General features: G+C 78.6%; 6 protein-coding genes. All 6 read left to right on the top strand.

The window, feature by feature from the left end; translation table 11 throughout:
* The first annotated feature begins 169 nt into the window (after nucleotides 1-169).
* The 6 genes from GTR00_RS12110 to GTR00_RS12085 all read left to right on the top strand — a co-directional run bounded on the left by GTR00_RS12110 (nucleotide 170) and on the right by GTR00_RS12085 (nucleotide 5,980).
* Nucleotides 170-310 (top strand): lasso RiPP family leader peptide-containing protein, encoded by a 141-nt coding sequence (locus GTR00_RS12110; RefSeq protein ID WP_166611873.1) that lies wholly within the window; start codon nucleotides 170-172, stop codon nucleotides 308-310.
* Between the two features lie 82 nt (nucleotides 311-392).
* A complete protein-coding gene (locus GTR00_RS12105) occupies nucleotides 393-548 on the top strand; it encodes a lasso RiPP family leader peptide-containing protein (protein ID WP_166611872.1) in 156 nt (51 codons plus the stop codon).
* Nucleotides 549-684: 136 nt separating this feature from the next.
* Nucleotides 685-1,785 (top strand): nucleotidyltransferase family protein, encoded by a 1,101-nt coding sequence (locus GTR00_RS12100; RefSeq protein WP_166611871.1) that lies wholly within the window; start codon nucleotides 685-687, stop codon nucleotides 1,783-1,785.
* 145 nt (nucleotides 1,786-1,930) lie between these two features.
* A complete protein-coding gene (locus tag GTR00_RS12095) occupies nucleotides 1,931-3,463 on the top strand; it encodes a lipopolysaccharide biosynthesis protein (protein WP_166611870.1) in 1,533 nt (510 codons plus the stop codon).
* A gap of 163 nt (nucleotides 3,464-3,626) precedes the next feature.
* On the top strand, nucleotides 3,627-4,823 hold the full coding sequence (locus GTR00_RS12090) for a glycosyltransferase (protein ID WP_166611869.1): 1,197 nt from the start codon (nucleotides 3,627-3,629) through the stop codon (nucleotides 4,821-4,823).
* Complete coding sequence (locus GTR00_RS12085) at nucleotides 4,820-5,980, top strand: polysaccharide pyruvyl transferase family protein (protein ID WP_166611868.1); 1,161 nt, start codon at nucleotides 4,820-4,822, stop codon at nucleotides 5,978-5,980. Before GTR00_RS12090 ends, GTR00_RS12085 begins: the two co-directional genes overlap by 4 nt.
* Nucleotides 5,981-6,061 lie beyond the last annotated feature (81 nt).

Below are 6,061 nucleotides of genomic sequence, written 5' to 3'. Positions count from 1 at the left end.
CCGGGGGCACAGCGGGATCGAACCAGCCCGCCCGCCCGGGCGCACCAGCGCCCCTACTGCGGGTAACGCTCCGGTCGCAGAAGATGCAGCCGATGGAGCGGGCGTCCAGTAGTCTCACCATCACGATCCGCTACGCAACTTCGGCAGCCCGTCACCAGGAGGACCCCCGATGGCCGAGCAGTACGCCGCCCCGCGCCTGACCACGCTCGGCTCGCTCGCCGAGCTGACCCTGCGCAACAAGGACTTCGGCCTCAAGAGCGACGGCGACTTCCTCTGCGCGGACGGCCAGGACCTCTACACGGTCTCCTGACCCGACCCGCGCGCACCGACGCGCGCACCGACGCGCGCACCGGGGCGCGCACCGACCCCCGCACCGACACCAGGAGGACGACGTGGCCCGACCCTACGAAGCACCGACCCTGACGACGCTGGGCTCCCTGGCGGAGCTGACGCTGGCGCCCAAGAGCTTCGGCGCCACCAGCGACGGCGACTTCCTGCAGGGCCGGCCGCTCTACACCGTCTCCTGCGACTGCCCCACGCCCCGCTGAGCCGGCGCTGAGCGGCTCCACCGGCACGGGCGCGGGCCCCCGCGGCGCGCAGCGCGCCGCGGGGGCCTTCGCGCGCGCCGTCCTGTCCGGCGCCGACCCCGCCGCCGCGCGCGCGGCCCTGCCCGCCGCGCCCGGCGTGCGGGTGCCGGCGCTGGAGCGGGTGGCGGCCCACCACCGCGTCGGCCCCTCGCTGGACCACCTGCTCGCCACCTCCCCGGCCGCGCCGGAGCTGGCGCCGCTGCGCGCCGCCACCCGCCGTCCCGCGCTCGTGCAGGGCGCCCGGCGCCTGACCGTGCAGCTGGACCTGCGCACGGTCGCGCAGGCCCTGGACGGGCTGCCGTGGGCGGTGCTCAAGGGCCCGGCGGCCGCGGCGACCCTGCACGGCGGCGCCCCGCGCGAGTTCCACGACCTCGACGTCCTCGTCGCGCCCGCCGCCTTCGGCGAGGCCCTGCGCGCCCTGGAGGCCCGCGGCGCCCGCGCGATGGACCCGGACTGGGCCGGCATCCGCGCCGCCGGCGCCGGCGAGATCGCCGTCGACCTGCCGCGCGGCACGTTCCTGGACCTGCACTGGCACCTGGTCAACCGCCCCGGGCGCCGCTCCCGCTTCCGCCTGGACGTGCCGGAGCTGCTCTCCCGGGCCCGCCCGGCGCAGCTGCTGGGCACCACCGCCCCCGTGCTGGACCCCGTGGACCAGCTGCACCACCTGGCCCTGCACGCCTGCCTGAGCGGGGCGTGGCGGCTGCTGTGGCTGTACGACCTGCGCCTGGGCGCGGCGGCCACCGGCGCGGACGGCTGGGCGGCGCTGGTGGAGCGCTGCGGGCGCGCCGGCACCGGCCTGGCGGTGGCGATGGCGCTGGGGCGCGCGCGCGACGTGCTGGGCGCCGACGTGCCGGCGCCGGCGCTGCGCGCGCTGGCCGGGCGCTCGCCGTGGACGGCGCTGGGGGCGGCCGCCACCGCGCTGCGGCCCCCGCACGCGCTCACCGAGGCGCGCCGCAACGGCGCGCTCGTGTACGCCTCCACCGCCGGCGGCACCGCCGCCAGCGCCCGGGAGCTGCTGGGGGCGCTGCACCGCCGCGCGGCGGGCGCCGCGGGTGCGGGCGCCTCGGGTGGCGCGGCGGGTGGCGCGGACGGCACCGCGGGTGCGGCCGCCGCGCAGGCCGCCGGCGCGGCGGTGCAGCGGATGGGCGCCGAGCGCGAGCACTACCTCGCCGAGGTGGCCGCCGGCCGCACTCGTTGAGACCTCTCAGCCACGCAGGGTAAGTTCACCGCGCCACACGCTGACGTCTGGTCGGTGTGCGCGACCGCGCGCCCCGCAACGACCGGTGTCGGAAGGACCGCTCCGTGACCCTCAGCACCACCTCGCCCCGTGCCGCGGAGACGCGGTGAGCGCCGCACCGGGATCGCTGCGCGCGGCCACCGCCAGCGGGGTCGTCTGGAGCGCCCTGCAGACGTGGACGGTGCGGGCCACCGCCGCCGGGGCGTTCATCGTCATCAGCCGGCAGCTGCAGCCCACCGAGTTCGGCCTGGTGGCGCTGGCGATGTCGGTCATCGCGGTGCTCACCCTGCTCAGCGACTCGGGCCTGGCCACGTTCATCGTGCGCGACAAGGAGCTCGACGAGCGCACCCGCAGCACCGCCTTCTGGACCAGCGTCGCGCTGTCGCTGGTGCTGGCCGGGCTGCTGGCGCTGCTGGCCGGGCCGGTCTCCGCGCTGTTCGACGAGCCCGACCTGGCCCCCGTGCTGCGGGTGCTGAGCCTGGGCGTGGTCCTCACCGGCGTGAACAGCGTGCCCACCGCGCTGCTGCGCCGCGACATGCGCTTCAAGTCGCTGGCGCTGCGCGGCACGGTGGCGACGTTCGTGGGCTCGGCGGTGGCGATCGTGCTGGCGCTGGCCGGGGCCGGGGTGTGGGCGCTGGTGACGCAGTCGCTGGTGCGCGGCGCCGTGGCCGCGGTGATCCTGTGGAGCTCGGTGCGCTGGTTCCCCCGCTCGGCCCCGCACCCGGCCACCGCCCGCTCGATGCTGTCCTTCGGCGGCAAGCTGCTGAGCATCGACCTGCTGCGCCAGGTGCAGGGCCGCGGCGAGGAGTTCGTCCTGGCCGGCGCGGCCGGGGCGAACACGCTGGGGCTGTGGACCGTGGCCACCCGCCTGATGCGCATCGTGCAGGAGACGGGCTCCTCGGTCGTGGGCACGGTGACGCTCTCGACGTTCAGCAAGCTGCAGGACGAGCGCCCGCGCCTGCACCGCGCCTACCGCACGAGCATGACCGCGGCGGGGCTGGTGATGTTCCCCTCCATGCTCTTCATCGCCGCCACCGGACCGGACCTGGTGCCGTTCCTGCTGGGGCAGCAGTGGGCCACCACGGGGTCGGTGGCGCAGGTCACCGCCGTCTCGGCCGCCCTGGGCACCTTCGGCTTCTTCGACCGGCAGGTGTTCATCGCGGTGGGCCGGCTGCGCCCGGAGGTCCTGCTGGTGACGGGCACCGTGCTGGCGCACCTGGTCATCGTGGTGCTCACGGTGCCGCACGGCCTGGTGGCGCTGGCGCTGGGCCTGCTGGGCCGCACGCTGCTGACGCTGCCGGTGCGGCAGGTCGTGCTGCACCGCGTGGCCGGCACGCCGTACTCGACCGTCGTGCTGCCGTGCCGGGTGCTGCTGGCCGCGGCGGTGATGGCCGGGTGCGTGTGGGGGCAGACGGCCCTGAGCGGGGACCTGGCGCAGTGGGCGCGCCTGCTGCTGGCGGTGGTGGTCGCGGCCGTCGCGTACCCGCTGGCGCTGCTGCTGCTGGCCCGCCCGGCCCTGGCGGAGTTCCGCGGGGACCTGGCGCGGGTGGTGCGCCGCCGGCGCCGTCCGGGCGCGAGCGCGGCCACGCCCCCGGCGGAGGCCGAGCCGGCCGAGCCGGCCGGGGCGCCGCAGCGCTGAGGCGTCGGCCGGCGCGCCGGGCCCCTGGAGGCCGACCTACGGTGCGTGTTCACGACAACACCCGTCGTGTAACCTGCGCGTCGGCCGGCGGGTGATCACCCGCACCGCCCCGGACCGCGGGGCCGGCCGCCGCCGCAGCAGCACCGGGAGGGGAGCCAGCGCGTTGGGCCACGTCCGCACCGAGCGCACCGCTCGCACCCCCGGGACGACGGCGAGCGCGCGGCGGGCGCGCATCGACCTGATCGTCACCGACGAGCCCGCCCACGGCCTGAACCGGTACGCCGGCGTGCTGGCCGGGGCCCTGCGCGCGGCCGGGCACGACGCGCGCGAGGTGCCCGTGCCCGCCGGGCGCCCGCTGGCCGCCGCCCGCGCCGCCCTGCGCGCCCGCCGCGCCGACGTCGTGCACCTGCAGCTCACCGACCGGTACCTGGGACCGGCGTGGGGGCAGCTGGCCGTGGCGGCGGCGCTGCGCGCGGCCCTGGCGGGCCGGCCGCTGTTCGTCACCGCCCACGACTTCCACACCGGCCGCGGCGAGCTGCTGCAGCGCCGGGCCCGGAACGCCCGCGGCGCGGCGCGCCGGCTGCTGACCCGCCTCGGCGTGGTCAGCCCGGGCTTCGACGCCACCGCCCGGCTGCTGCTGGGCTCGGCCGCGGGCGTGCTGACGTGCAGCGCCACCGAGGCCGAGAACCTCGCCTGGACCCGACCGCGGCGCAGCGCCGTCGTGCCGCACTACGTGGAGGAGCTGCCCGGGGAGCCCCTGCCGGTGGAGCAGGTGGACGAGCACCTCGTGGTCGTGGCCGGCTTCGTGCACCGCCGCAAGGCCCAGCACGTCGCGGTGGCCGCCCTGGCCCACCTGCCGGGCCACCGCCTGGTGCTGGCCGGCAGCGCGACCGAGCGCAACGCCGGCTACCTGCGCGAGGTGCTGGAGCTGGCCCGCGAGCTGGGCGTCGCCGAGCGCGTGGAGGTCACCGGGTACCTGCCCGACGCCGAGCTGCTGGCCCTGCTGCGCCGCGCCCGGGTGGCCGTGGCCCCCTACGAGCGGATCGCCGCCTCCGGCTCCCTCGCGACGCTGGTCGCCGCCGGCGTGCCGGTGGTGGTGCGCGCCACCCCCACCGTGGCGGAGCTGGCGGCGGCCTGCCCGACGGCGGTGGAGCTGTTCGAGGGCGAGGACCCCGCCGAGGTCGCCGCGGCCGTGCTGCGCTGCGCCGCCCGCCCCCTGCGGGAGCAGCGCGCCGAGCTGCGCGCGCGGGCCGCGGCGCTCTCGCCGGCGCGCACGGCGCGCGCGCACCTGGACGTGTACGCCACCGCCACCAGCGCCGCCGCCACCGGCGGGGCGCGCGAGGAGGACCCGGGAGCATGACGGCAGGCACCGCGGTGTGCGGCTTCTACGGGCGCGCGAACCTGGGCGACGAGGCGATCCTCGCCGGCCTGTGCGACGCGCTGGAGCGGGCCCGGCCCGGCGAGCGCGTGCTGGCCCTGTCGGCCGACCCGGCCGGCACGCGGCGCCAGCACGGGGTGGACGCGGCGTACCTGCGGGTGGCCGCCGAGCGGCCCTCCCGGTTCGGGCAGGTGCGCGCCGGGGTGCGCCGGGCGCGCCTGGCCGAGGCGCTGCTGAGCCGCGAGGGGTTCGTCCTGGGCGGCGGGGACCTGCTGCGCGACTCCCCCACCCAGGAGGTCGTGCAGGGGTGGCTGGGCCCGCTGCGCCTGGCGCAGTCGCTGCGGCGGCGCACGGCGGTGGCCGGCATCAGCGTCGGCGAGCTGTGGAAGCGCTCCTCGGAGGACGCCGTGCGCCGCGCCCTGGACGGCGCGGCGTTCGTGGTGACGCGCGACGAGCCGTCCACCGAGCGGCTGCGCGCGCTGGACGTGCAGGCGCCGCTGGACACGGCCCCGGACCTGGCGCTGCGGGTCTTCCCCCCCGACGACGGGTCGTCGCTGAGCGCCGGCGGGCCGCCGCGCGTGCTGGTCTCGGTGCGCGGGCTGGCCGACCGGGCGGACGCGGCGGCCAGCGGGCGGCACGAGCGGGCCAGCGGCGAGCTCGCCGCGGCGCTGGACGCGCTGGCCCGCGAGGGCGCGCAGGTGGAGCTGGTGCCGTTCCGCAGCCTGCCGGGCCAGCTGCAGCCGGTCGACGACGACTACGTCGCCTCCCTGGAGCTGGCGCACCGCGCGCGCGAGGGGCACCGGTTCGTCGTGCACCGGCACGTGGCGGACGTGGCCTCGCTGCGCGAGCTGCTGCGCGGGGCCTCCCTGGTGGTGGGCATGCGCCTGCACAGCGTGATCATGGCGGTGGGGATGCAGGTGCCGGTGCTGGCCGTCTCCTACGACCGCAAGGTGAGCAACTTCTGCCGCGAGGTGGGGCTGGAGGGCTCGTGCTGGGAGACCGGCGAGCTGGACGGCGAGCTGCTGGCCGCGGCGGCGCGCCGGGCCCTGGAGGGGCCGGCGCGCACCACGACGGCGGCGGCGGAGGAGTACCGCGCCCGCTCCGGCGTCGTCGTGGAGCGGCTGCGCGCCTGGGCGTGAGCCGCGCCCGGGCGGGCGCGGTGGGCCCGGCGGGCGCGGTCAGCGCGACGCGGCGCGCTCCGCCGGCGGGCGGCCGGGCAC

It is taken from the genome of Kineococcus indalonis (genome assembly GCF_009906395.1).
Lineage (GTDB): Bacteria > Actinomycetota > Actinomycetes > Actinomycetales > Kineococcaceae > Kineococcus > Kineococcus indalonis.
The sequence above is the reverse complement of the archived record's forward strand: the minus strand, read 5'-3'. Positions and strand labels throughout refer to the sequence as shown.